This is a genomic window from Leclercia sp. EC_58, from assembly GCF_019584355.1.
In the GTDB taxonomy this organism is placed as follows: Bacteria; Pseudomonadota; Gammaproteobacteria; order Enterobacterales; family Enterobacteriaceae; genus Enterobacter.
This window is the reverse complement of sequence record NZ_VDAM01000001.1, coordinates 1290424-1313500: the sequence shown is the minus strand read 5'-3', so window position 1 is coordinate 1313500 and position 23077 is coordinate 1290424. Positions and strand designations below refer to the sequence as shown.

The 23077-nt window shown below is 56.0% G+C and carries 20 protein-coding genes and 1 tRNA gene; 9 read left to right on the top strand and 12 right to left on the bottom strand.

Features of this window, described 5'->3' with window-relative positions; all coding sequences use genetic code 11:
* Positions 1-316: 316 nt before the first annotated feature.
* Entirely contained in the window at positions 317-1267 is a 951-nt protein-coding gene (coaA, locus tag FHC51_RS06475; protein ID WP_220436658.1) for a type I pantothenate kinase, read from the top strand.
* A gap of 53 nt (positions 1268-1320) precedes the next feature.
* On the opposite strand, the gene dppF is transcribed toward coaA, so the two are convergent.
* The 9 genes from dppF to FHC51_RS06430 all read right to left on the bottom strand — a co-directional run bounded on the left by dppF (position 1321) and on the right by FHC51_RS06430 (position 11916).
* The gene (gene dppF / locus FHC51_RS06470; protein ID WP_220435139.1) at positions 1321-2334 is read right to left on the bottom strand and encodes a dipeptide ABC transporter ATP-binding subunit DppF; all 1014 of its coding nucleotides are present in this window, start codon (positions 2332-2334) and stop codon (positions 1321-1323) included.
* On the bottom strand, positions 2321-3313 hold the full coding sequence (gene dppD, locus FHC51_RS06465; protein WP_103824372.1) for a dipeptide ABC transporter ATP-binding protein: 993 nt from the start codon (positions 3311-3313) through the stop codon (positions 2321-2323). Before dppD ends, dppF begins: the two co-directional genes overlap by 14 nt.
* 10 nt (positions 3314-3323) lie before the next feature.
* The gene (gene dppC, locus FHC51_RS06460) at positions 3324-4220 is read right to left on the bottom strand and encodes a dipeptide ABC transporter permease DppC (protein WP_103177794.1); all 897 of its coding nucleotides are present in this window, start codon (positions 4218-4220) and stop codon (positions 3324-3326) included.
* A gap of 9 nt (positions 4221-4229) precedes the next feature.
* Positions 4230-5249, bottom strand: a complete 1020-nt coding sequence (dppB, locus tag FHC51_RS06455) for a dipeptide ABC transporter permease DppB (RefSeq protein WP_103177793.1) — start codon at positions 5247-5249, stop codon at positions 4230-4232.
* A gap of 177 nt (positions 5250-5426) precedes the next feature.
* Positions 5427-7034 (bottom strand): dipeptide ABC transporter periplasmic-binding protein DppA, encoded by a 1608-nt coding sequence (dppA, locus tag FHC51_RS06450; RefSeq protein ID WP_103177792.1) that lies wholly within the window; start codon positions 7032-7034, stop codon positions 5427-5429.
* Positions 7035-7677: 643 nt separating this feature from the next.
* A tRNA-Pro gene (locus FHC51_RS06445) sits at positions 7678-7754 on the bottom strand.
* Positions 7755-7845: 91 nt separating this feature from the next.
* Positions 7846-9537, bottom strand: a complete 1692-nt coding sequence (gene eptB, locus FHC51_RS06440) for a kdo(2)-lipid A phosphoethanolamine 7''-transferase (RefSeq protein WP_103824369.1) — start codon at positions 9535-9537, stop codon at positions 7846-7848.
* 266 nt (positions 9538-9803) lie between these two features.
* Complete coding sequence (locus tag FHC51_RS06435; RefSeq protein ID WP_103824368.1) at positions 9804-11006, bottom strand: MFS transporter; 1203 nt, start codon at positions 11004-11006, stop codon at positions 9804-9806.
* A gap of 205 nt (positions 11007-11211) precedes the next feature.
* Positions 11212-11916 carry an autotransporter domain-containing protein gene (locus tag FHC51_RS06430; protein WP_220435138.1) on the bottom strand — a complete coding sequence of 235 codons (705 nt, stop codon included), beginning with the start codon at positions 11914-11916 and terminating at the stop codon, positions 11212-11214.
* Between the two features lie 179 nt (positions 11917-12095).
* Between FHC51_RS06430 and tag the strand changes: the two genes are divergently transcribed.
* Positions 12096-12677 (top strand): DNA-3-methyladenine glycosylase I, encoded by a 582-nt coding sequence (gene tag, locus FHC51_RS06425; RefSeq protein ID WP_114385546.1) that lies wholly within the window; start codon positions 12096-12098, stop codon positions 12675-12677.
* On the top strand, positions 12655-13101 hold the full coding sequence (locus tag FHC51_RS06420; protein WP_220435137.1) for an N-acetyltransferase: 447 nt from the start codon (positions 12655-12657) through the stop codon (positions 13099-13101). The genes tag and FHC51_RS06420 overlap by 23 nt, the downstream gene beginning before the upstream one ends.
* On the opposite strand, the gene FHC51_RS06415 is transcribed toward FHC51_RS06420, so the two are convergent.
* Positions 13064-15391 carry a molybdopterin guanine dinucleotide-containing S/N-oxide reductase gene (locus FHC51_RS06415; protein WP_220435136.1) on the bottom strand — a complete coding sequence of 776 codons (2328 nt, stop codon included), beginning with the start codon at positions 15389-15391 and terminating at the stop codon, positions 13064-13066. The genes FHC51_RS06420 and FHC51_RS06415 overlap by 38 nt on opposite strands.
* Positions 15392-15559: 168 nt before the next feature.
* On the opposite strand from FHC51_RS06415, the gene FHC51_RS06410 reads away from it, so the two are divergent.
* The 6 genes from FHC51_RS06410 (at position 15560) to ghrB (ending at position 21523) form a co-directional block, all read left to right on the top strand.
* A complete protein-coding gene (locus tag FHC51_RS06410) occupies positions 15560-16222 on the top strand; it encodes an OmpA family lipoprotein (protein WP_103824363.1) in 663 nt (220 codons plus the stop codon).
* 111 nt (positions 16223-16333) lie between these two features.
* Positions 16334-17350 (top strand): LacI family DNA-binding transcriptional regulator, encoded by a 1017-nt coding sequence (locus FHC51_RS06405; RefSeq protein ID WP_220435135.1) that lies wholly within the window; start codon positions 16334-16336, stop codon positions 17348-17350.
* Positions 17351-17452: 102 nt separating this feature from the next.
* Complete coding sequence (locus FHC51_RS06400; protein ID WP_156237487.1) at positions 17453-18202, top strand: sugar phosphate isomerase/epimerase; 750 nt, start codon at positions 17453-17455, stop codon at positions 18200-18202.
* A gap of 3 nt (positions 18203-18205) precedes the next feature.
* Entirely contained in the window at positions 18206-19144 is a 939-nt protein-coding gene (locus FHC51_RS06395; protein WP_103824360.1) for a sugar kinase, read from the top strand.
* 96 nt (positions 19145-19240) lie between these two features.
* Positions 19241-20521 carry an MFS transporter gene (locus FHC51_RS06390; protein ID WP_103824359.1) on the top strand — a complete coding sequence of 427 codons (1281 nt, stop codon included), beginning with the start codon at positions 19241-19243 and terminating at the stop codon, positions 20519-20521.
* A gap of 27 nt (positions 20522-20548) precedes the next feature.
* On the top strand, positions 20549-21523 hold the full coding sequence (gene ghrB, locus FHC51_RS06385; RefSeq protein ID WP_103824358.1) for a glyoxylate/hydroxypyruvate reductase GhrB: 975 nt from the start codon (positions 20549-20551) through the stop codon (positions 21521-21523).
* Between the two features lie 54 nt (positions 21524-21577).
* Here the strand turns inward: ghrB and cspA are convergent, their stop codons facing one another.
* A complete protein-coding gene (gene cspA, locus FHC51_RS06380) occupies positions 21578-21790 on the bottom strand; it encodes an RNA chaperone/antiterminator CspA (protein ID WP_032615822.1) in 213 nt (70 codons plus the stop codon).
* 335 nt (positions 21791-22125) lie between these two features.
* Positions 22126-22836: a DUF3053 domain-containing protein gene (locus FHC51_RS06375; RefSeq protein ID WP_103177778.1), complete on the bottom strand. Its 711-nt coding sequence runs from the start codon at positions 22834-22836 to the stop codon at positions 22126-22128.
* Positions 22837-23077: the final 241 nt, after the last annotated feature.

Genomic DNA, 23077 nt, shown 5'->3' with positions numbered 1-23077 from the left:
TGGAGACATGGGCGGTCATGCAACTAAAAATTTGCATAAATTGTTCTTTCGCTCACATTTTGTGCTAGAAGAGTGAATAACGCTGTATTTTCAGGCAGACGCGCGCAAATATTCACCATATGCTGTTCCGTAATGGGCTCAAACCCGGTCTGTGACGATTCCCGCTTAACGCAACACGGGGCCACTTTTTTTCTTATTATTCGGCTCATCTGGTGTTAACCTCCTGCCCATTGTCCAAAATTAACTAATCAATGATGTGCCACTCCCCCCTACCCAGCCTCTGTTGTGGGATGCGATGGCTCACTCAAGCATGCTTATGAGCAAAAAAGAGCAAACGTTAATGACGCCTTATCTCCAGTTTAGCCGCAGCCAGTGGGCTGCTCTGCGTGACTCCGTCCCGATGACCTTAACGGAAGGCGAAATCGCACGGTTAAAAGGGATAAACGAAGACCTGTCGCTTGAAGAAGTGGCTGAAATTTATTTGCCTCTGTCACGTTTGCTGAATTTCTATATCAGTTCCAACCTTCGTCGACAGGCCGTGCTGGAACAGTTCCTCGGGACTAACGGGCAGCGCATTCCTTATATCATCAGTATTGCCGGCAGCGTGGCCGTGGGTAAAAGCACCACCGCGCGCGTACTGCAGGCGCTGCTGAGCCGCTGGCCAGAGCATCGTAGCGTTGAGCTGATCACCACCGACGGCTTCCTGCACCCGAACGAGGTGTTAAAAGAGCGCGGTCTGATGAAGAAGAAAGGCTTCCCGCTCTCTTATGATATGCACCGTCTGGTGAAATTCGTGTCGGATCTGAAATCCGGCGTGCCGAACGTTACGGCCCCGGTCTATTCGCACCTGATTTATGACCGTATCCCCGACGGGGACAAAACCGTGGTCCAGCCGGACATTCTGATTCTGGAAGGGTTAAACGTTCTGCAAAGCGGGATGGACTATCCTCATGACCCGCATCATGTCTTTGTCTCCGACTTTGTCGACTTCTCTATTTATGTCGATGCCCCGGAAGATTTACTGCAAAGCTGGTACATCAACCGCTTCCTGAAGTTCCGCGAAGGGGCGTTCACCGATCCTGACTCCTATTTCCACAACTATGCCCAGCTCTCGAAAGAAGAGGCCGTTAATGTGGCGACGTCGCTGTGGAATGAGATCAACTACGTGAACCTGAAAGAGAACATTCTGCCAACGCGTGAGCGCGCCAGCCTGATCCTCACCAAAAGTGAGAAACATGCTGTCGACCAGATTCGCTTACGGAAATAGTCTTTCACCGTTCCAATAAAAAAAAACCGGCTTATCGCCGGTTTTTTTATGAATTACGCCAGAGGCTTTTCGCCGTTTTCATCCTGATCGACGGCAAAGCAGGCGACCAGTTGACCGCCATAATCTTTTAACTGCGGTTGCAGCTGGGTGCATGGCCCAAAACGGCGGCGGCAACGGGCATTGAAAGCACAGCCCGGTGGCGGGTTAAGCGGGCTCGGCAGCTCGCCGGTCAGCTTAATACGCTCCCGGCGGTCATCCGGGTTCAGACGCGGGGTCGCAGAGAGCAGCGCCTGGGTATAAGGATGGCGCGGGTTATTAAAGATCTGATCTTTCGTCCCCTTCTCCACACAGCGGCCCAGATACATCACCATCACTTCATCCGCGATATGCTCTACCACTGAGAGGTCGTGAGAGATGAAGACATACGACAGACCTAAATCCTGCTGCAAATCCATCATCAGGTTCAGCACCTGCGCACGGACGGAAACGTCCAGTGCGGAGACCGGTTCATCGGCGATCACCACATCCGGATCGAGCATCAGACCACGGGCGATAGCGATACGCTGACGCTGACCGCCGGAGAACATATGCGGATAGCGATCGTAGTGCTCGGTCTTGAGCCCCACTTTCGCCATCATCGCCAGCGCCTTCTCGCGACGCTGCTCTTTACTCAGCGTGGAGTTGATCTGCAATGGCTCCTCCAGAATCTGCCCCACTTTTTTACGCGGGTTCAACGAACCATAGGGGTTCTGGAAGACAATCTGGATTTTCTGGCGACGCAGTTTCTGCGCGTCGGGATCGTGCTTCAGCAGATCCTGCCCTTGATAGTACAGCTCGCCCCCGGTCGGGGTTTCAATCATCGTCAGCAGGCGACCCAGCGTGGATTTCCCGCAGCCGGACTCACCCACCACCGCTAATGTCTTACCGCGCTCGAGGGTAAAGGAGACGCCATCCAGTGCTTTAACCAGACGTTCCGGGGCAAACAGCCCCTTCTTCACCGGGTAGTGTTTTTTCAGATCGATAGCATGCAGCAGCGGCTGTTGCATGGTGGCCTCATGCGTACTCATAGTTCGGCCTCCCGGCGTCATCAAGTGGGTAGTGACATTTAGACTGGCGGCCGCCGTCCACGGTGTTCAGCGCCGGCTCGTCAACGCGACATTTATCCGTGGCATACGGGCAGCGCGGGTTCAGCAGACAGCCGGTCGGGCGGTCATATTTACCCGGTACCACGCCCGGCAGTGACGCCAGGCGCGCCTTATCCTGGGCAAACTCCGGCAGTGCGCGCAGCAGGGCCTGAGTATAGGGGTGACGCGGCGCGCGGAAGATATCGTGCGAGCTGCCGGTTTCCACAACCTGCCCGGCATACATCACGATGATTTTGTGCGCGGCTTCGGCCACTAACGCCAGGTCATGAGTGATCAGGATCAGCGCCATGTTCTCTTTCTGCTGTAACTCCAGCAGCAACTCGATGATCTGTGCCTGAATGGTCACGTCCAGCGCGGTTGTCGGTTCATCGGCAATCAGCAGTTTTGGCCGACAGGCAATCGCCATGGCGATCATCACACGCTGGCTCATCCCGCCGGAGAGCTGGTGCGGATAGACATCCAGACGCGAGGCCGGGTCCGGAATACCCACCTGGGTCAGCAGATCGATTGCCCGCTGACGACGGGTTTTCTTGTTGCCGCCCTGGTGCACCTTAATGGCTTCCATAATCTGGAAGCCCACGGTGTAGCATGGGTTAAGGCTGGTCATCGGATCCTGGAAGATCATCGCCACTTCGGCACCGACCAGGTTGCGGCGCTCTTTTTCGGAAATGCGCTTCAGATCCTGCCCGTTAAATTCCAGGTTTTCCGCCATCACGCGGCCAGGGAAATCAATCAGTCCCATGATTGCCAGGGAGCTTACCGATTTACCGGAACCGGACTCGCCCACAATGCCGACCACTTCACCCTGATTTACGCTGTAGCTGACCCGATCTACGGCGCGAAACTCGGAGCCTACGTCACCGAAGTGCACCGATAATTTATCTACATTTAATAACGCCATCTCGTGCCTCTTACTGCTTCAGTTTGGGATCAAGTGCATCACGCAGACCATCACCCATCAGGTTAAATGCCAGCACCGTCAGCAGGATCGCCAGACCCGGGAAGGTCACGACCCACCAGGCGCTTTGCGCGAACTGCAACACGTCGGAGAGCATGGTGCCCCACTCCGGTGTTGGCGGCTGCGCACCCATGCCAAGGAAGCCAAGAGCGGCCATATCGAGAATGGCGTTAGAGAAACCGAGCGACGCCTGAACAATCAGCGGCGCAAGGCAGTTTGGAAGAATGTTGATGAACATCTGACGCATCGCGCCAGCGCCCGCCACGCGAGAGGCGGTAACGTAGTCACGGTTCACTTCTACCAGCACCGCCGCGCGGGTTAATCGCACGTAGTGAGGAAGGGCAACAAAGGTCAGAGCCAGCGCGGCGTTGCCGATTGACGGGCCGAAGATCGCCACCAGCACCAGCGCCAGCAGCAGGCTTGGCAGAGCCAGCATGATGTCGACGATACGCATGATGGTGTTATCAATCAGGCCGCCAAAGTAACCGGCGATCAGGCCCAGCACCACGCCGAGGATCAATGACAGCACCACCACCAGACAGCCAACCAGCAGCGACAGACGTGCGCCGTACATCAGACGGGAAAGCACATCACGGCCCACGTCATCGGTACCCAGCAGATGCGTCAGGGTACCGCCGTCCTGCCATACCGGGGGTGCAAGCAGCGCATCACGGAACTGCTCCGCCGGGTTATGCGGCGCGAGCACGTTCGCAAACACGGCAATCAGGATCATGATGGAAACGTATACCAGCCCTACCACCGCGCCTTTGTTGCGTTTGAAGTAATGCCAGAACTCCTGCATCGGCGTCATTGGCACCGGTGCAGCTTTATTTACAGTAACTTGTGACATGATGGCCCCTTACTTCTTATGACGAATACGCGGGTTCACCACGCCGTACAGCAAATCGACCAGCAGGTTGACGAGGATAATCATCGTCGCCACCAGCAACACACCGCCCTGAACCACCGGATAGTCACGGCGCTGCAGCGCGTCAATCAACCAGCGGCCCAGGCCCGGCCAGGAGAAGATGGTTTCGGTCAGAATCGCCCCTGCAAGCAGCGTCCCCACCTGCAGACCGATAACCGTGACCACCGGCAGCATGGCGTTGCGCAGGGCATGAATGATGATCACCCGCATACGGGTCAGCCCTTTGGCGCGGGCAGTACGGATATAGTCCTCGCCCAGCACTTCCAGCATCGACGAACGGGTCATACGCACGATGACCGCCAGCGGGATTGTCCCGAGCACCATCGCAGGCAGGATCATGTGCGCCAGCGCATCAATAAAGTTGCCCTCTTCACCCCAGATAGCCGTGTCGATCAGCATAAAGCCGGTCAGCGGATTGGTGTCATCGAGGAAGACCATATCGCTGACGCGCCCTGAGACAGGCGTCAGGTTCAGCTGCACCGAAACCAGCATAATCAGCATCATGCCCCACCAGAAGATAGGCATGGAGTAGCCAGTCAGCGCCAGGCCAACGGCAGTATGATCAAAGATGGAGCCACGTTTCACCGCAGCCAGCACACCCACCGGAATACCAACGGCGACGGCAAAAATCATGGCGCAGACACCGAGCTCCAGCGTCGCTTTAAAACGTGGTACGAACTCTTCCCACACCGGAAGACGGCTTTTCAGCGAAATGCCCAAATCACCATGCATCACACCCCAGATATAGTGGAGATACTGCTGCCACATCGGCTTATCCAGCCCCAGTTCGGCCAACAGCTGTGCATGACGTTCAGGAGAAATGCCACGCTCGCCCGCCATAATCATTACCGGGTCACCGGGAATCATATGGACGAAAGCGAAGGTGAGAAGGGTGATACCGATAAACGTGGGGATAACAAGTCCCAGACGTCGGAGGATGAACTGCAACATAACCCGGATTCTCTCTAATGACGTACGCCTGGAGGCGCGACGTCTGTATTGCTCACAAATCTTATTCCCTCCCCTTTCAGAGAGGGAATAAAGCACTGCTGCCGGGTGGCGCTACGCTTACCCGGCCTACATACCGTAGGCCAGTGCAAGCGCAGCGCCGCCTGGCGTTGCTTTTAATTATTCAACTGAGACGTTTTCGAAGTGGTGTTTGCCCAGTGGATCAACCACATAGCCTTTAACTTCTTTACGCACTGGTTCGTACACGGTTGAGTGAGCCACGATCAGCGCTGGCGCCTGCTCATGCATGACAACCTGAGCCTGTTTGTACAGCTCAATACGCTTGTTGTGATCTTCTGCAGCACGCGCTGGCTGAATCAGATCTTCAAACGGCTTGTAGCACCAGCGAGAGTAGTTAGAACCATCTTTCGCCGCGGCGCAGCTGAACAGGGTCGCGAAGAAGTTATCTGGATCCCCGTTGTCGCCGGTCCAGCCCATCATCACAGCCTGGTGCTCACCCGCTTTAGCACGCTTGAGGTACTCGCCCCACTCGTAGGTCACGATCTTGGCCTGAACGCCGATCTTAGCCCAGTCAGCCTGAACCATTTCGGCCATACGGCGCGCGTTCGGGTTGTAAGGACGCTGTACTGGCATCGCCCACAGCTCAACGGTAAAGCCTTTATCCTGGCCCGCTTCTTTCAGCAGCGCTTTCGCTTTCTCAACGTCATAGGTGTAATCCTTAACGTCGTCGTTGTAGCCCCACATGGTTGGTGGGATCAGGTTCTTGGCAGCAACGCCAGCGCCCTGATAAACGGCCTTGATGATCGCTTCTTTGTTCACCGCGTAGGTCAGCGCCTGACGTACTTTCACGTCATCAAACGGTTTCTTCTCGGTGTTGAAGGAGAGATAGCCGACGTTCAGACCCGCCTGCTCCATCAGGTTGATGTTTTTATCCTGCTTCATGCGTGCGATGTCAGCCGGGTTCGGGTACGGCATAACCTGGCACTCGTTCTTCTGCAGCTTGGCGTAACGCACGGAGGCGTCAGGCGTGATGGAGAAGACCAGACGGTCGATCTGCGGCTTGGTGCCCCAGTAACCTTCAAACGCTTTGTACAGGATGCGGGAGTCTTTCTGATACTGCAGCAGCTGGAACGGACCGGTACCGATTGGGTTCAGGTCAACTTTCTCCGGGGTGCCGGCTTTCAGCATGTTGTCCGCATACTCTTTAGAGAGAATAGAGGCGAAGTCCATAGCCAGGTCAGCCAGGAATGGCGCTTCCGGACGGGTAAGCACGAACTGAACGGTGTTGTCGTCCACTTTTTTGATTTCGCTGATCAGATCCGGCAGACCCATCCCTTCAAAGTATTCATAGCTGCCGCCGGATACTTTGTGGTACGGGTTCTGGGCATTTTTCTGACGGTCAAAGGAGAACACCACGTCGTCGGCGTTAAAGTCGCGCGTAGGTTTAAATTCTTTGCTGTCCTGCCACTTCACGCCCGGGCGCAGGTGGAAGGTGTAGGTCTTGCCGTCTTCGCTGATGTCCCACTTCTCTGCCAGACCCGGAATAACTTCTGTAGTACCGGTTTTGAATTCAACCAGACGGTTATAGATAGGTACAGAGCTTGCGTCGTACGTTGTACCAGAGGTAAAGAGCTGTGGGTTAAAGCCTTCCGGCGAGCCTTCAGAACAGTAGACCAGGGTTTTTGCCTGTACGCTTGCTGCGACAGTCATGGCTACCAGGCTCAGACCAAGCTTCAGCATCCCTGACTTCTTCAAGGAAATACTCATTGTTATTCTGCTCCAATGTGATGTTTTTGTTGTGTTACTCCGCCTGACCTTTAATTTTTTTTTACCCGGTCTGGTCGGTGTTGCCCTAAGGCGTGATAAGGGATGGAGATTCCTTTCAGAAGAGCGACTGAGTTGCAGCGCAGATCCTCCCTGAAATGCCCCTCGTGCCCTACAATCTGTCAACAGAATGTGAAAACGTCAATACAGGTGACGGGGATTTACGCTAAGTGTGAGAATTGGCAAACAAAGATTAAAAAAACCACCGGGGCCTATTTTCAGCAGGGAAATTTATGCTACCCGCCATGATGCAGCACAACTCTCTATGCATTCTGCTACAACCAGTGATTAACATTTATTCAACCGGGGTAAATTTTCTTACGGAATGGCGATTATCTGCGCACTAAATGCCGTGAACGTTAAAACGCACAGGGGAAAATGCTGAGGTTATGTATAAGCAACGCGAAAAAAGATCATTCCATATATAAAAAAATACAATGGAATATGTCACATAATCGTTAACAGGCAGGGGGAAAGCGCGGTAACCGCTATTTTAATTACTTTTGAATAATAACGTTCTGATGGGGCGTATTACTGCAACCCGTAAAAGCAGAAAACCCCGCTCAAAGAGCGGGGTTTTCGAATGTGGTCGGCGAGAGAGGATTCGAACCTCCGACCCACTGGTCCCAAACCAGTTGCGCTACCAAGCTGCGCTACTCGCCGAATGCGGAGCGCATCTTACTGCTACGCTCTGCCTCCGTCAATCCCTTATTTTGCAAAAGCCTTTCGATCGGCTATAAAGTCGCCAGACCTGTTACTTTGCGGCTTTCGCCGTGCTGTCCGGCACTTTACACCAGTTGTTATTCTCGTTAATTCCACCGTCCGGCGAGGTATAACCGAGGCAACCCAGAATGGTGTCGTACAGCTCCACATGACGACGCGCCACTTTCATATCCGCCTGCGCTTTAAGATGCGCAAACATTTTGGCTTTCTCCGGGTTCTCCAGATACTTATCAGACATCCACACCATCATCGGTACGCGGAACTGCTCCGGCGGGGCCATCTTGCGCGGCGTACCGTGCAGGTGCTCTTTCTCGTTAATCGACTCACCGTGGTCGGCGGCATAGAAAACAATGGCTTTCTTATCGCGCACCTGGTCAATCACGCTGTCGATAAAGTGATCCACATAGGTCACCGAGTTGTCGTAGGAGTTGATCAACTGCTGTTTACTGCAGTCTTTATCCACGCCTTTACACTCCGGCGTCCATTTCGCAAAGCTGCGTGGATAACGCTGGGTATAGTTAAAGTGCGACCCTTTGGTATGCAGGATGATCATATGCTTACCGTCCTGGTTGCCCTCCAGCGAGCGTTGCATCTCGTCGATCAGCAGCATGTCGTCCACGCTCTTACCGCGGTTACGCGGCTCAGCGCCAATCTGCTCACGGTAGGCGATGTTATTGGCCATGGTGTTGCTGTAGAACCACATCTCGCTCTGCATCGCATAGAGGTCGGAGGTAAAGCCCAGCTGACGCAGCACTGAGAAGACGTTCTGCTCTTTCAGCGTCCGCTGTGGGTTATCGCTCGCCCCGCCCTCACGCACAAACATGCAGCGCAACGAGAGTTTGGTCGCGGTATCGCATGAGTAACCGCGGAAGGCGACAAGGTTTTTCTCCTGCGCCAGCTTCGGCGTGGTATCCCGCTCATAGCCCAGAAGGCCCATGTGATCCCAGCGCGTGGTTTCACCGATAATGAAGACAACGTAGGTGTCATCAAGATCCGCAGGCGCCTGATAGGTGAATTTCTTCGCCGGATTCATCAGCGATTTATTGTCGGAAGATTCATCCACCTGCGCCCAGGCGTATAACCCCAGCGCGGAGATCCAGTTGGAAGGCAGATAGGAGTTCGCCACCACGCCGCCATAGCTCGGCATATCCACGCCGGAGGTACGCTCAACATTCTTCTGCTGTAAATCCAGCAGGCGGATAGGTCCCCAGACCATTAAGCCTGCCAGCACCACCACCGCGGCGCTTCTGGTGCGCTGTCCGGGAGTACGCAGCTGGCGCAACAACGTATAGCGGCAGCGGTTGTTCCAGATAAGCAGCAGCGGCAGGATGCTCACGCAAACCAGCCAGAGAATAAAGTGTAAACCGACCACCTCTTTCGAGAGGTCGATATCTGTGGTCATCACCGAGGCAATAATGCCATAGCCGATCACCACGTTCATAAAGGTCATGTAATAGCTGGCACCCGCCGAGCACAGCACCACCAGCGTGGCGAGTACCCGCCAGACACGGCGGCCAAACAGCGACAGCAAACGCAGTAAAAAGAAGGTAACCAGTACAGTGGCAACCAGTTCAACGACCGCAGCGATTCCTTTCCAGGCGGTAAAGTCTTGCGCATAACCATCAAACCGACGGAAAAAAACTGCGCCATTCATAAACAGGCCGATGTACAACGCAAGTAAAAAGCTGAGCTTTTGTTGCGTCATCGCTTTGATATATTTCATTAATGCAACCTGGAAAAAGGTAAAGTAGAGCCGCTTCACTCTTGGTCGAAAAGTGAACAGGTTATTTCATTGCCTGGGAGTACGTTGTCAGAAACGTCTTTAAGCGCGGTAAGTAGACCACAGGGAAAAGAAAAAGTGGCAGCAGAGAATGTGATCCCTGCAAATATTTACAAAAAAACAAGTCCGATGGCATACCAACGGCCTGTTCTTTACACTCTACAAAAACAAAAAAGGCCGGAATATCCGGCCTTTAGAGGTGGTTTCAATCAAGCATGCGCTTGTTGCAATGCTTCACGCTGCGGCTGACGAATAGTGGTGGACAGGGCCAGCGAAATGATAAGTAAGGCGAATATTACGCAGAAAGTCACATAAAAACCGCCGAACAGCGAAGCAATAAGCGAACCGCAAATACTGCCGATACCAAAACCTAAATAAATAACGCCGTAGTTTTTCGCCAGATTATTCAGGCCGAAGAACTCACTGACCAGCGACGGGAAGACGGTGATGGTGCCGCCGAAGTTAAACGCGACGCAGGCGATAGCCGCAAAGAAGGTCACTTCGTTGAGCGGGGCGAAAAGCAGAGCCGCCATTCCCACCAGTGAAACCACCTGGCCGAGGGTAATGACACGGATACGGGCAATTTTATCGGAGAGGATCCCCAGTACCAGGCGACCAGAGAGGTTAGCAATAGAGATAATGGTTACCGCGTTGGCCGCTGTTGCCGCATCCAGTTTCACCATCCCCTGGGCGATATCTTTCGCCACGCCAATTACATACAGACCGCTCATGCAGGCCGTCAGGAACATCACAGCCAGCATCCAGTACTGCGGCTTACGCATCGACTGCGCCAGCGTAAAGTCATTCTCGACTACGCCATTGACCGTCTGCACCTCCTGCTGCGGCGCATCTTTCATCAGGGTAGCGCCAAACAGGATCATCACCAGCACGATTGCGCCCCAGATCATAAAGGTCTTTTCAAGGCCGACGGTGGCGAGTAACTGGCTGTCGATGAATTTGAAGCCCAGGCTGCCAAGGCCATAAGAACCGATGGCAAAGGCGGAGATCAGCCCTTTACGCTCCGGGAACCATTTCACACAGTTCGACAGGGTTAAGAGATAGCCTGCGCCATCTGCCAGCCCGACCAGCACCCCGGCGCTCAGCCACAGCATCATCAGATTGTTGGAATATGCGGTCAGGAAGAAGCCCAGCCCCAGCAACACACCGGAAGCCATCGTGACGCGCTTCACGCCGAAGCGTTCCTGCAATTTACCGGCGATGGACGAAGAGAGCGCCAGGCCCAGGCTCAGCAAACCAAAGGAGAAAGCCACCTGGCTTATCGGGGCATTGAGTTTGTCGGAAAGGGCGCTGTTAAACAGGCTCCAGGTATAGACCGACCCCAGAGCGAACTGGGTCACGATAGTACCGAAGAGGGTCAGCCAGCGGGTGCGGTTGTAAGTTGAAGTGTTCATGGCAGTTGTCCTGCAGCAGAAAAAAGGGAAATTCACTGCTGACAACGATATCCAAAACCTTACCTTACCAGGGGTAAAACGGCATGAAATGCAGAGGGCGCGGAATGAAATGCCGAAAATCAGGAATGAATGGCCTGGACAACCGTCTGAACCGCACCGGAGAAGGCTCGCTTCCGGTGCTGCACAGGCGATTTACGTGGCTAATTCAGAATCTGGCGCTGACGCCGAGGGTATAAAGATAATCCTCGCCGGCGGTCATATTTTCAGCCTGCGACATCGAGGCATAGGCCGCCATATAAGGATTGATCAGCATATCGGCCCCGACGGTGACATCCATCCAGTTACCGTATTGGGTGGACGGCATCAGGCGTCCCAGGCCGGACTGCATTTTCCACTGGTTATCACCGAACTGCTGGTTATAGCTGATTTGCGCCCACGGTCGCACATCGCCGACGCGCGTGTCCACGCGCCAGCCGAGCGTACTTACGCTGGCGTGCCACAGCGGGTCGATCAATGACTGCGTGTTCACGCTATCGCCAAACTCGTTGTACATATTGGGCGTGGAGCCGTCATAGTGCCAGGCGGCAACCGGTCCGGTCGTGAAACGGCGGGCCACGGGAATACTCCAGCCCACACTCATTGAGCTGGTCGCCTCCACAGGAGAGGAATCAGGTAAATTCAGCGCTAAACCGGGCGTATTCTGCGAGGAGAGGATCCGCTCTTTGAGAATGTCCTCATAACGCGGTTGGTGATCGTTGTCCCATGTATAACGCTCGGTGGTATTACTTTTTGTATCCGAAACGATATATTCCTGTTGCCAGGCGTTTGCTGTGTTGCCTGAAATCAGACAGGCCAACAAGCTCACCATACCTGTCACGGCATGGCGGCCACTGATATTTTTTATCATCATCAAAGCGACTCCAGAGAAGAGCCGAGTTCGGCGACATTTGTGTTTGTTTAATTGAGGCCAGGTTGCAACATGAGGGATGTTGCGTATCAACCTGTATTAACTATTGTCTCTTTAGGTGACACGTCAAGCCGGGTCGATTGAAATTTTTGTAATTTCAGGAGCAAATAGGGAGAGAAACGATGCAACGTTGTGGCTGGGTTAGCCAGGATCCGCTTTATATCGCCTATCACGATCAAGAGTGGGGTGTACCGGAAACTGACGGAAAGCATTTATTCGAGATGATCTGTCTCGAAGGTCAGCAGGCCGGTTTATCCTGGATCACCGTGCTTAAAAAACGGGAAAACTATCGTCAGGCCTTTCATCAGTTTGATCCGGTCCTTGTCGCCGGGATGACCTCTGCCGATGTCGACAGGTTAGTGCTGGACGCGGGGATTATTCGCCATCGCGGCAAAATCGAAGCCATTATCGGCAACGCCCGGGCCTATCTGGCGATGGAAGAGAACGGCGAGCGCTTTTCCGATTTCGTCTGGTCTTTTGTCGATAACACCCCGCAGGTGACCCAGGCGGCGACGCTTGCAGAGATCCCCACCTCTACGCCAGCCTCAGATGCCCTGTCGAAGGCGCTGAAAAAGCGCGGCTTTAAATTCGTGGGCACCACCATCTGTTACTCCTTTATGCAGGCCTGCGGGCTGGTCAACGATCACGTCACCGCCTGCCACTGTCACCCCGGAGGTCAACATGATCCGCAAATGGCTCAATGACGATGTCGAGCCCCTGCTGGCACTCTGGCTGGAGAGCACCACCGTCGCCCATCCCTTTATCGATGCGCAATACTGGCTGGAGAGCAAAGCGGTGGTGCGAGAGGTTTACCTGCCGTCGGCCGAGACATGGGTATGGGAAGAGAGAGGCCAGCTTCGCGGGTTTATCAGCGTGATGGAATCCCGGTTTATCGGCGCGCTGTTTGTCGATCCGGCCTTTGCGGGCAAAGGGATCGGGCATGCGCTGATAAAACATGTTCAGCAGCGCTACCCCTCTTTAAGTCTCGAGGTCTACCAGAAGAACAATCGGGCGGTGAATTTCTATCACGCTCAGGGCTTTCGCATTGAAGACAGCGCCTGGCAGGAAGATACCCAACACCCGACCTGGCTTATGAGCTGGCAGGCGGATCAAACGCCGTCAGCGTAAGCGCTGGCCCCTGATATTTTTCCAGCCACGCCAGCGCGGTATTTCCCGCGCAGCCATTCCCCAGCTTCGAGCTGGGGAGATCTTTGGTCAGCACGTTGACCGCCCCGTTCTTACAAATCCCGTCGTTATCAGGATCCAGATCCGGCCATGCCCCCTGATGAATGCAGATCACCCCCGGCTTAATGCCCTCGCTGACCACCGCGCCTGCCAGTACCTGGCCGCGATGGTTCCAGACGCGGACCACGTCGCCATCGGCAATGCCGCGCGCTTTCGCATCATCCGGATGGAGCGTCACCGGCTCGCGTCCGGCCACCGCATACTGCTCGCGCAGGGCAGAGTAGTTCAACTGGCTGTGCAGACGATGCGCCGGATGGGCAGAGAGAATTTGTAACTGCCCCGGCTCAGCATTGCCATGCCACTCGTCCGGCGCCAGCCACATCGGGTGAGGTGGACAGTCGGCATAGCCAAAGCTGGCGATGCGCTCTGAGTAAATCACGATTTTGCCGCTCTCGGTTTTAAGCGGATGGCCCTCGGGATCGCGACGGAAATCCGCGAAGCGCACGAACCTGGCGTTCTCCTCAGATTCCGGCATTTCAACGATAGCATTGGCTTCCCAGAACTCGGCAAAGGGTGCCAGGGTCACTCCCTGTGCCGCGCCGCGCTGCCCGGCAATCTCATAAAACGTCTCCAGCCACTCCAGATCGGTTTTACCTTCGGTGAAACGCTCGCCGCCGCCCTGCTCCCAGCGCTCGCTCAGCTCGGCAAACACATCAAGATCGTCACGCGCTTCATCGCGCGGCGGTACGACCCGCTTCATCGGCACCATATGCTGGTTGCTGTAGTCGCCGGTCATGGTCATGTCGTTACGTTCAAACGAGGTGGTCGCCGGCAGCACGATATCGGCATGCTTCGCCGCCGCGGTCCAGAAGCACTCGGAGATCACCACCAGCTCCGGTTTTTGCCAGGCGCGGATCAGGCGGTTGGTGTCCTGATGATGGGTAAAGTTGGCCCCGCCTGCCCACCAGACAAAGCGAATATCCGGGAAGTGGCGATCCAGGCCGTTGTGCTGATAAAAACCGCCGGGGTTTTCCAGGGCTTCCACAATGCGGGCTACCGGGATCTTATCCACCGCGTCGGTACCGCCCTTGACCGAGCCCTGCATTGAGGCCAGCACCGCCGCACGACGGGTCGGGTTACCGCCATTGGCAAAGTGATACGACAGGCCAAAGCCGCCACCCGGCGTACCAATCTGGCCGAGCATCGCCGCGAGGGTGACCAGCATCCAGTGTTTTTGCTCACCAAACTGCTGGCGCTGCATCCCCCACCCCGCCATCAACATGGTGGTGTTATTGTGGAACAACGCCGCCAGTTCACGAATTTTATCTGCCGGAACCCCGCAAATGTTGGCGGCCCACTCGGCAGTTTTGGCGATACCGTCCGTCGTTCCGAGCAGGTAGTCGGCAAACTTTTCATACCCGGAGGTACAGCGCGCAAGAAACGCTTCATCCTGCCAGCCGTTCTCAACCAGCGTATGGGCGATGCCGAGCATCATCGCCACATCGGTGCCCATATGCGGGGCGATCCACTCGGCGCGCTCGCCAAAGAAATCCATGGTTTCGGAGCGCATCGGATCGATGCAGATCAGGCGCTTGCCGCTTTTACGCAGCGCGTCGAAATAGGAGATGCCCTGCTCGTCGCTGGCGTTCCAGGCGATCTTAAGGGTGTTGAGCGGGTTGGCGCTCCAGAGCACCACCACCTCGCTGTGCTCCAGCACCAGCGGCCAACTGGTCTGCTGCTGATACACTTCGTTACCGCCCACCACATACGGCATGATGGCCTGCGCCGCACCGGTGGAATAGTCCCCCAGATGGCCGGTATAGCCACCCGCCAGGCTCATATAGCGCTGAAGCAGGGTTGCGGCTTTGTGCAGCACGCCATTGGAACGCCAGCCGTACGAACCGGCGAAAATGGATGATGGGCCATAACTCTGGCGAATACGTTTATGCTGCGCATCGATAAGCGTCAACGCCTCATCCCAGCTTACGCGCACAAACTCATCCTGCCCGCGCACCCCCTGCGGATTATCCGGCGAGGCGAGAAAGCCCTTACGCACCATTGGCCAGCGCACACGCGTTTTGCTGTGCACCTGGTCGCGCACCGCGGTCTGCAAGGAGTTGGGATACGTTGTCGGCAACGCGCCGCGGGATGACAGTACCGTCTCGCCGTCGGTCTCGACCAGCATCGGCCCCCAGTGGGCTGCAGTCAGAATGGTTTTCGTTGAAGTGGTCACAGCGTGTGCTCCTGGATTGCCTGTTGCAGGTTTTCTCAGCCTTCATTGAGGCTGTTTATGATTAGACACAAATTTAAGAGTTATCCCCGGAATTTTCTCCGTAACTGCACGTCATAATCAACCGCCACGCCCGTCGTGGCAAAGAATAAAAAAGCTTAAGGAAAGAAGATGAAAAAAAGCGCACTTATGATTGCCGCCGTGGTGAGCGGCGCACTGGTTGTTTCAGGCTGCACCACCAACCCTTACACCGGCGAACGCGAAGCGGGTAAATCAGGCATTGGCGCAGGCCTCGGCTCCCTGGTAGGCGCAGGTGTTGGCGCACTCTCCTCCTCGAAGAAAGATCGCGGCAAAGGCGCGCTGATTGGCGCCGCAGCAGGCGCAGCCCTGGGCGGCGGTGTCGGTTATTACATGGACGTGCAGGAAGCGAAGCTGCGCGACAAAATGCAGGGCACCGGCGTGAGCGTAACCCGCAGCGGCGATAACATCATTCTGAACATGCCAAACAACGTCACCTTCGACAGTAACAGCGCAACGCTGAAACCAGCGGGTGCCAATACCCTGACCGGCGTGGCGATGGTGCTCAAGGAGTACGAAAAAACCGCGGTAAACGTGCTGGGCTATACCGACAGCACCGGCAGCCAGGATCTGAATATGCGTCTCTCCCAGCAACGTGCTGACGCGGTGGCCAGCTCGCTGATCACCCAGGGCGTAGCGGCGACCCGTATTCGCACCAGCGGTATGGGCCCGGCGAATCCGATCGCCAGCAACAGCACGGCGGAAGGCAAAGCCCAGAACCGTCGCGTTGAGATCACCTTAAGCCCGATTCAGTAAGGGGTGTGCCGGGTGGCGGCATCGCCCTGCCCGGCCAGTCGTCCCGGTAAGCGTAGCGCCACCGGGCATTTTCGCGCTAAGGTATGCTCACCCAAGGCAAGGAAACCAGCGATGAGCAAATCAACACGGCCCACCATCAGCGATGTGGCGAAAGCCGCAAAAACCGGTAAGACCAGCATCTCCCGTTACCTCAACGGCGAAAAACACCTGCTGTCCGACGCGCTGTTAGCCCGCATTGAACAGGCCATCGCCGAACTCGACTATCGTCCCAGCCTGATGGCCAGGGGACTGAAGCGCGGGCGAACCCGCCTGATCGGGCTTATCCTCGCCGATATCACCAACCCCTACTCTGTTAACGTCCTTAGCGGCATCGAAGCCGCCTGCCGGGAAAAAGGCTTTACCCCGCTGGTGTGTAACACCAACAACGAACTTGACCAGGAGCTGCACTACCTCGATCTGCTGCGCAGCTATCAGGTAGAGGGCATTGTGGTTAACGCCGTGGGAATGCGTGAAGAGGGGCTGAACCGCCTGCAACAGTCCGCCCTGCCGATGGTGCTGATTGACCGCAAAATCCCGGATTTCGCCTGTGATGTGGTAGGGCTGGACAACACCCAGGCCGCCACCACCGCCACGGAACACCTGATAGAACAAGGGTTTGAAGCGATTCTGTTCCTGAGCGAACCGCTGGGGATGGTCAACACCCGTCGCGAGCGCCTCAGCGCGTTTCGCGCGACCCTCGCCCGTTATACTGGCGTGATCGCCGAGAACGTCGAAATCCCCCTCCATGAAGCCGGGCAGATGGATAATGCCCTGCGCCAGTTCCATACCCGTCATCGCGGCATGCGCAAGGCGGTCATCTCCGCTAACGGCGCCTTAACGCTACAGGTCGCCCGATCGCTTAAGCGCATCGGCCTGCACTGGGGCAGCGATATCGGTCTGCTGGGCTTTGACGAGCTGGAGTGGGCCGAGCTGGCCGGTGTCGGCATCACCACCCTCAAACAGCCCACCTGGCAGATTGGCTTCGCCGCCGTCGAGCAGGTGGTTCGCCGGATCAACGGCACCGATGAAGCGGTCCGGGAGCAGGTCTTCTCCGGCGAGCTGATCGTGCGCGGTTCCACGGCGCGTTAATCCCCCTTCGTGATGGCGATCATAAATCCGGCATCCTGAACTTTTCTTTGGAACCGGTTCCATCTAGCGTAAAGAGTATCAGCTACGTGATGGAGTCCGCCGATGGGCAGAAAAATTATTGTTGTCACCGCCGCGTATGGCGCTGACCAGGTACGGCAAGCGGGTGGGCAGCGCGCCATGCTGCCGGTTATCGCCGGGGCAGGCGCCGATGGCGTCGAGATCCGCCGGGAGTTATTCAGCGATGCCGAACTGGCAACCTTACCCACCCTGGCCGAGTCCATTGAACTGCTCGGCCTGCTGGCCTGCTACTCCGCTCCCGATGCGCTGTTTAGCGCGGATGGCACCCTCAACCCACTGCTGCCCCGCTACCTTGCCGAGGCCGCGACGCTCAACGCCCTGTGGCTGAAGGTCTCCCTCGGCAACTTCAGCGATAAGCAGCAGCTCGATGCGCTGCGCGCCCTGCTCGATGAAACCGGCATGACGCTGGTGGTGGAAAACGACCAGACGCGTTGCGGCCAGCTGGCGCCGATGCAGCGTTTCAAGGCGGCCTGCCGGGTAATGAGCCTGCCGGTCACGCTGACATTTGATATGGGCAACTGGCTGTGGGTGGGTGAATCACCGGAAGAAGCCGCGAAGCATCTGGCGCCCGCGGTGAGCTATATCCACGTTAAGGCCGCCGTTCCTCATCAGCAGCAGTATCGCGCCGTGCCGCCGGACCAGGACAGCACCCGCTGGCAGGCCCTGCTGGAGCAACTGCCCGGCGATGTCCCACGCGGGATCGAGTTTCCGCTTGAAGGGCCCGATCTGACGGCGGTCACCCGTCATTACGTCAATTTACTGCGGGAGGCGTAAGCGATGCCGAATACTCTGGATGTCATCACCATTGGTGAAGCGATGGCTATGTTTGTGGCTACCCACACCGGTGACTTAAGCGAAGTCGATCACTTTATGAAGCGCGTCGCGGGTGCCGAGCTGAACGTTGCCACCGGGCTGGCACGCCTTGGCCTGAAGGTGGGCTGGGTGAGCCGCGTCGGCAATGACAGCTTCGGCCAGTTTGTGCTCGACACCCTGAAAAAAGAGGGGATCGAGACCGCAGGCGTGACCATAGACGACCGTTATCCGACGGGCTTCCAGCTTAAATCAAAAGTCACCGATGGAACCGATCCCATTGTGGAGTATTTCCGCAAAGGCTCGGCGGCCAGCCACCTCTCCGTTGAAGATTTCAATCCGATCGGGTTTACCGCAGCAAGGCATCTGCACCTGAGCGGCGTGGCAGCAGCGCTGTCCGCCAGCTCTTACGCCCTGCTCGATCACGCGGCGGGTGCCATGAAAGCCGCGGGGAAAACCATTTCGTTCGATCCCAATCTGCGCCCGGTGCTGTGGAAAAGCGAAGCGGAGATGGTGGAGAAGCTGAACCACCTCGCCTTCCAGGCCGACTGGGTATTACCCGGCCTGAAAGAGGGCCTCATCCTGACCGGGGAAAACACCCCGGAAGGGATCGCCGATTTTTATCTGAACCGGGGCGTGAAGGCCGTGATCCTGAAAACCGGTGCCGACGGCGCCTGGTATAAAACCGCCGATGGCGAGCAAGGTGCCGTGGCGGCAGTGAAGGTCGAGAACGTCGTCGATACCGTCGGCGCGGGAGACGGCTTTGCCGTGGGCGTGGTCAGCGCCCTGCTGGAAGGCAAAACGCTGCATCAGGCCGTCACGCGCGGCAATGTTATCGGCTCGCTGGCGATCCAGGTTCAGGGCGACAGCGAAGGATTACCCACCCGGGCGCAACTGGACGCATAAATTCCCTCTCCCTACAGGGGAGAGTGGGCTAACGATTAAACCACCGTGTACCCTACAGACAACGGCGGTAACCCCCTCAACGACAGAGGCAAGCCTATGAACAATGCAACAAACGCAGTAAAACGCTGGTGGTACATCATGCCTGTCGTGTTTATCACGTACAGCCTGGCGTACCTTGATCGTGCGAACTTTAGCTTCGCGTCTGCCGCAGGCATTACGGAAGACCTGGGGATCACCAAAGGCGTCTCCTCGCTGCTGGGCGCCCTCTTCTTCCTCGGTTACTTCTTTTTCCAGATCCCTGGCGCCATCTATGCCGAACGCCGCAGCGTCCGCAAACTGATCTTCATCTGCCTGATCCTCTGGGGTGCCTGCGCCTCCCTCACTGGGGTGGTGAATAACATCCCGGCGCTGGCGGCCATTCGTTTTATTCTCGGCGTAGTGGAAGCGGCGGTCATGCCCGCGATGCTGATCTACATCAGCAACTGGTTTACCAAATCCGAACGCTCGCGCGCCAATACCTTCCTTATTCTCGGCAACCCGGTCACGGTACTGTGGATGTCGGTGGTCTCCGGGTATCTGATCCAGTCCTTCGGCTGGCGTGAGATGTTCATTATTGAAGGTGTGCCGGCCATTATCTGGGCCTTCTGCTGGTGGGTGCTGGTGAAAGACAAACCGGCCCAGGCCAAATGGCTCTCTGAAGATGAAAAAGCGGCCCTGCAGGCGCAGCTGGATAAAGAGCAGCAGGGACTGAAAGCGGTGCGTAACTACGGCGAAGCCTTCCGCTCCCGCAACGTGGTACTGCTGTGCATGCAATATTTCACCTGGAGTATCGGTGTTTACGGTTTCGTTCTGTGGCTGCCGTCTATCATCCGCAGCGCGGGCGATAACCTCGGCATGGTTGAAGTGGGCTGGCTCTCCTCCGTGCCTTATCTGGCAGCAACCATCGCCATGATTGTGGTCTCCTGGGCGTCGGACAAACTGCAAAACCGTAAGCTGTTCGTCTGGCCGCTGCTGTTGATTGCCGCCTGTGCCTTTATCGGCTCGTGGGCGGTGGGCGCGAACCACTTCTGGGTTTCCTATACGCTGCTGGTGATTGCCGGTGCCGCGATGTATGCCCCGTATGGTCCGTTCTTTGCCATCATCCCGGAAATGCTGCCGCGTAACGTGGCGGGCGGTGCGATGGCGCTCATCAACAGCATGGGTGCGCTGGGCTCATTCTTTGGTTCATGGTTCGTGGGCTATCTGAACGGTGTGACCGGCGGCCCGTCAGCCTCGTACATCTTTATGGGGGTGGCGCTTTTTGCCTCGGTGTGGCTTACTTTAATTGTTAAGCCTGCTAATAATCAGAACCTTCCCGTCGGCGCACGCCACGCCTGAACCCTTTTAAAATCAACGGAGATTAGCATGAAGCCGTCCGTCATTTTGTATAAAGCCCTGCCTGATGCCCTGCAGCAGCGCCTTGAAGATCATTTCACCGTTACCCGGGTTAACAACCTGAGCCCGGAGACGGTGGAGCAGCATGCTGAGGCGTTCGCCGGTGCCGTCGGGCTGCTGGGCTCCAGCGAAAAGGTGGATGCCGCACTGCTGGAAAAAATGCCTGCGCTGCGTGCAACCTCGACCATCTCGGTAGGCTATGACAACTTTGACGTCGATGCGCTGAATGCCCGCAACATCCTGCTGATGCACACGCCAACCGTGCTCACCGAAACCGTGGCGGATACGCTGATGGCGCTGGTGCTCAGCAGCGCGCGCCGCGTGGTGGAAGTGGCCGAGCGCGTTAAAGCTGGAGAGTGGACTAAAAGCATCGGCCCGGACTGGTTTGGTGTCGATGTGCATGGCAAAACGCTGGGTATTGTCGGGATGGGCCGCATCGGCATGGCGCTGGCCCAGCGCGCCCACTTCGGTTTCAACATGCCGATTCTGTATAACGCGCGCCGCCAGCATAAAGAAGCTGAAGAACGCTTTAACGCCCGTCCCTGTGACCTGGATACCCTGTTGCAGGAAGCGGATTTCGTCTGCCTGATCCTGCCGCTGACCGATGAAACTCACCATATGTTCGGCAAAGCGCAGTTTGAGAAGATGAAGAAATCCGCCATCTTTATTAATGCAGGACGCGGTCCGGTGGTGGATGAACAGGCGCTGATTGCAGCGTTGAAAAACGGTGAGATCCACGCCGCGGGGCTGGACGTATTTGAGCAGGAGCCACTACCGGTGAGCTCGGAACTGCTGAAAATGCCAAACGTGGTCGCGCTGCCGCATATTGGCTCCGCCACCCACGAAACGCGCTATAACATGGCGGCCTGTGCGGTGGAAAACCTGATCGACGCCCTGCAGGGCAAGGTGGATAAAAACTGCGTCAATCCGCAAGTTAAACCTTAAACGAAAAAAACCCGCCAGAGGCGGGTTTTTAAATTCTTTCGCTGAGTTGGAAGCTTACAGGCTTACAACGTTACCAGCTGCTGGGCCTTTAGCGCCGCTTTCGATGGTGAAGGAAACTTTCTGACCTTCGTCCAGAGATTTGTAGCCATCGTTCTGGATAGCAGAGAAGTGTACGAACACGTCTTTAGAGCCATCGTCAGGAGTGATGAAGCCGAAACCTTTATCAGCGTTGAACCATTTTACCAGACCAGTCATTTTACCAGACATAGATATTACCTTTTAAAAATTTGTTTTGCCTTCCGGCGCGATGATGGAATGTGTTACAGATTTTTAAGCGATGAAGGAAGGGTCACTACGAAGGGTATCTAAGATAACGCATCTGGACTGCTTAACTAAACTGCTCTAGGTCTGTGTAACAAACCGACGAGGTGTATTAAGACATAGTTCGCGGATCAAAGACAAGCTTTATTTTCTGAGAAGATAAAAAACCCCGCTTTGCAGCGGGGTTTTTTATTCTGGAATGTGCCCGGCAGCGTTTCGCTTGCGCGGGCCTACAGGTTTACGCAGCATTGCCCGGCAAAATGCGAGTACGCTTTCAGACGTTATTCCGTTGCGGCCATCGCCGCGCTCCACGCCTGGCTGAACGCCTGATGCTGCGCGGCCAGCGGCCCAATCAGCGCATTGTACTGGCTGGCCTGCTGCGAGGTCGGGAACTGAATACCGTTGGAGACAAAGCTCACCTGGGTGCCCTGCTGGGAAATATAATCCGCTACCTGCACCAGCTGCTGTGTAAAGATCTGAGCTGCTGGAATAAGCGGCTGCAGAGCTTCGGCAGGTTTGGTCACCACTTTTTCATACACTTTGTCGAACACAGGCTTCAGATCTTCGCCCTGCTTAAGCGCAGAGCGCGCGCCATCGGCCTGCATTTTGGCGTTCTGCAGCTGCTGGCCCAGCACACCCAGTGCACCGTTTGACTGGCTCAGCGGTTCACGCTGGGTCACGTAATCCTGCGGTACGCGAATCGCATTCACGCTATCCACCACCGGACGCAGTCCGGCGTCCATCGCCTGATTCACCTGCTGTGAATAACCATACAAAATGGCATAGTCAGAAACGAAGGGACCAAACTGTTTTTTCTGATCCGCAGTCAGCGTTGGCAAACGCTCGCCACTACGCATCGCAGTATTTTGCAGGAAGTCGATAAACGCTTTGCGCTGATCCCCTTCCTTATCGAAACACCCACTCAGGCTAACTATCATTAACAACGCCGCAAGCGGCGCAAACCAGCGAGAGCAGGGCTTTCCTGTCGCCATTGTTATTACTCCTTTCACCCAAAAAAGCGCACACCGGCACACGCGTGCCCAACGGTGACAGAATAGTCCAGGTCAGGCCCGCAAGATACCCTTTTCATGTAAAACGATTATTGCCATATAAATTCTTACTATTTACAAAAAAATACCTGGTGCTATGGCGCTACTGAATAATCAAGTCATTAGCATACTCAGTCGGTTTGAAAAGCGAGCCAGCGAAACGTATCTCTAACAATTAATCACG

Bases quoted from the DNA above. Each gene is read 5' to 3' on its own strand.
- coaA (WP_220436658.1), top strand. From the start codon at position 317: ATGAGCAAAAAAGAGCAAACGTTAATGACGCCTTATCTCCAGTTTAGC.
- dppF (WP_220435139.1), bottom strand. From the start codon at position 2,334: ATGAGTACGCATGAGGCCACCATGCAACAGCCGCTGCTGCATGCTATC.
- dppD (WP_103824372.1), bottom strand. From the start codon at position 3,313: ATGGCGTTATTAAATGTAGATAAATTATCGGTGCACTTCGGTGACGTA.
- dppC (WP_103177794.1), bottom strand. From the start codon at position 4,220: ATGTCACAAGTTACTGTAAATAAAGCTGCACCGGTGCCAATGACGCCG.
- dppB (WP_103177793.1), bottom strand. From the start codon at position 5,249: ATGTTGCAGTTCATCCTCCGACGTCTGGGACTTGTTATCCCCACGTTT.
- dppA (WP_103177792.1), bottom strand. From the start codon at position 7,034: ATGAGTATTTCCTTGAAGAAGTCAGGGATGCTGAAGCTTGGTCTGAGC.
- eptB (WP_103824369.1), bottom strand. From the start codon at position 9,537: ATGAAATATATCAAAGCGATGACGCAACAAAAGCTCAGCTTTTTACTT.
- FHC51_RS06435 (WP_103824368.1), bottom strand. From the start codon at position 11,006: ATGAACACTTCAACTTACAACCGCACCCGCTGGCTGACCCTCTTCGGT.
- FHC51_RS06430 (WP_220435138.1), bottom strand. From the start codon at position 11,916: ATGATGATAAAAAATATCAGTGGCCGCCATGCCGTGACAGGTATGGTG.
- tag (WP_114385546.1), top strand. From the start codon at position 12,096: ATGCAACGTTGTGGCTGGGTTAGCCAGGATCCGCTTTATATCGCCTAT.
- FHC51_RS06420 (WP_220435137.1), top strand. From the start codon at position 12,655: ATGATCCGCAAATGGCTCAATGACGATGTCGAGCCCCTGCTGGCACTC.
- FHC51_RS06410 (WP_103824363.1), top strand. From the start codon at position 15,560: ATGAAAAAAAGCGCACTTATGATTGCCGCCGTGGTGAGCGGCGCACTG.
- FHC51_RS06405 (WP_220435135.1), top strand. From the start codon at position 16,334: ATGAGCAAATCAACACGGCCCACCATCAGCGATGTGGCGAAAGCCGCA.
- FHC51_RS06400 (WP_156237487.1), top strand. From the start codon at position 17,453: ATGGGCAGAAAAATTATTGTTGTCACCGCCGCGTATGGCGCTGACCAG.
- FHC51_RS06395 (WP_103824360.1), top strand. From the start codon at position 18,206: ATGCCGAATACTCTGGATGTCATCACCATTGGTGAAGCGATGGCTATG.
- FHC51_RS06390 (WP_103824359.1), top strand. From the start codon at position 19,241: ATGAACAATGCAACAAACGCAGTAAAACGCTGGTGGTACATCATGCCT.
- ghrB (WP_103824358.1), top strand. From the start codon at position 20,549: ATGAAGCCGTCCGTCATTTTGTATAAAGCCCTGCCTGATGCCCTGCAG.
- cspA (WP_032615822.1), bottom strand. From the start codon at position 21,790: ATGTCTGGTAAAATGACTGGTCTGGTAAAATGGTTCAACGCTGATAAA.
- FHC51_RS06375 (WP_103177778.1), bottom strand. From the start codon at position 22,836: ATGGCGACAGGAAAGCCCTGCTCTCGCTGGTTTGCGCCGCTTGCGGCG.